General features: G+C 37.1%; 2 protein-coding genes. Both read right to left on the bottom strand.

The features are described 5' to 3' along the window. Window positions 1-918 (bottom strand): hypothetical protein (locus tag CTN07_RS22275; protein ID WP_211315314.1); only part of this gene is annotated, 918 nt, incomplete at its 3' end. Window positions 919-1,388: 470 nt separating this feature from the next. Next, the coding region (locus CTN07_RS22270; protein ID WP_211315313.1) for a transposase at window positions 1,389-2,085 on the bottom strand (697 nt) is incomplete at its 5' end.

Raw genomic sequence — 2,085 nt, 5'->3', positions numbered from 1 at the left:
ATTAATTGATTTTGTGTTTGTTGCTATTTTAGTCGTGTTACTGCTAATATTTTTACGAGTTTCTGTAAAACGTGTGTCAGTTAAAGCTTCGCCAGCCTCAATACGCTCACTTAAGCTATTAATTGATTTTGTGTTTGTTGCTATTTTAGTCGTGTTACTGCCAATATTTTTACGAGCCTCTGTAAAACGTGCGTCAGTCGAGACTGCATCAGCCTTGATAAGATCTAAGTTATTGATTAATCGACCATTATTTGCTGTTTCTGCCAAGTTTTTGTCAAGAATATCATGGGTTTGTGCAAAGTATTTGTCAGTTAAGGCTTCGCCAGCCTTAATACGCTCACTTAAGCCATTAATTGATTTTGTGTTTGTTGCTATTTTAGTCGTGTTACTGCCAATATTTTTACGAGTTTCTGTAAAACGTGCGTCAGTCGAGACTGCATCAGCTTTGACAAGATCTAAGTTATTGATTAATCGACCATTATTTGCTGTTTCTGCCAAGTTTTTGTCAAGAATATCATGGGTTTGTGCAAAGTATTTGTCAGTTAAGGCTTCGCCAGTCTTAATACGCTCACTTAAGCCATTAATTGATGTTGTGTTTGTTGCTATTTTAGTCGTGTTACTGCTGTTACTGTCAATATTTTTTCTTATTTGTGTCTCGAGGTTATTAATAATGTAATTGGTTCGCGCAAATTGTCTGTTAGTTGAGATTTTGCCATCCCTAATTTGCTCATTCAAGCCATTAATAAACTTCAATTGTTCTGTTGATAATTGTCCATCACGTCCATCACGTCCATCACGTCCATCACGTCCAGTAATGCCAGTAGATTGAGCTCGTCCAGATAGATCAATATTCTCAGCTAAAGCATTTGTACTAAGAACACTAGCTACTACAATTGCTGATAATCTAAATTTATGCATTATCTTTAACTTACCTTGTTATTTTATAGTGGTTTTGAAAGGTAAATCACACTTAGAATATATTGAAGTAATTTATCTCATCTATATGTCAAGTTTTCGTCTGTAAAGTGTCTATAATTTGACTTGTTTTGTTCAATCAAAGGGAAAACTGGAAGACCCAACGATTAATGATTGCATTATTGTCGCAAAGTTTAAGTAAGGCGCAGCTGTGTCGAATTTTATACACTATTATACTCCAAGCGCGTAAAAGCGCTCCTATACTGGCAAACCTAAATCGCCAACTTGACCCAGTTTGATTTGCGTCCAAACTTCTTGATGGTTAGGAATTTCAATTTCTAACTACTCTGACAGCAACACCTAAAAATCAATCAGTAACCGTCTTTCTTATAATTTAGCCTACTAAAATAGGTTGTTTTTGAGTGTTTTCTATACTGTTTTTGGTGTTTTGCCTGATTTCAGGTAGATCTTCCCTAAAGGCTGTAACGAAGTCGCCGTTTTTCACGTATAGTTGCTTTTCTCAAAGCAACTAACTCATGCACTTTCAACCCCATTTCCATCTTCACAAAAAACATGCGACCACCGCATAGAATACATTTGTACGGATCTATGCGTACCTGATGATGCATCATTTGCGCGTAATTCAATGGTTTTGGCTTTACCGGCTCTTCTTGATCTAGTAGATCATAAACTAACGGTAAGGCTTCTCCCCGTTTTCTGTTTGACAGAAAACCATAATACCTGATGGCTCTAAAATTCTTTTCTACTGGGATATGTGAGACTAACCGATCGATCATCTCTATTTGACTAAGGACCAATGCCTTATAGCAATTATCTCTATGATCTTTGTAGGCAAAGTGAATGCGCCACTTTCGGCTGTATTGACTAGAGAGAAACTGACTCCATCCACGAAAGTCTCTAATATGTTGATAGTTATCATGTTTAGTATTCAAGTTATGATAGTGGTCCCGTAGGAACGAGACCACTTGCTGCTTCCAATGCTGCTCTACCATCGCGGCATTAAAGTAGATATTTCCCCATCGCTTAGTTTTGTTATTTATGCCTCCACGCGTGACTGATAGATGAAAATGGACATTCCAATTAAGTTGACGACCAAATGTATGGACTACACAGAATAGGCCAATCTCTATTCCCCGTTTTTTTGCAAAA

This window comes from Photobacterium damselae (assembly GCF_003026815.1).
GTDB lineage: Bacteria > Pseudomonadota > Gammaproteobacteria > Enterobacterales > Vibrionaceae > Photobacterium > Photobacterium damselae.
Note: the sequence above shows the minus strand (reverse complement) of the source record. Positions and strands in the feature narration are given on the sequence as shown.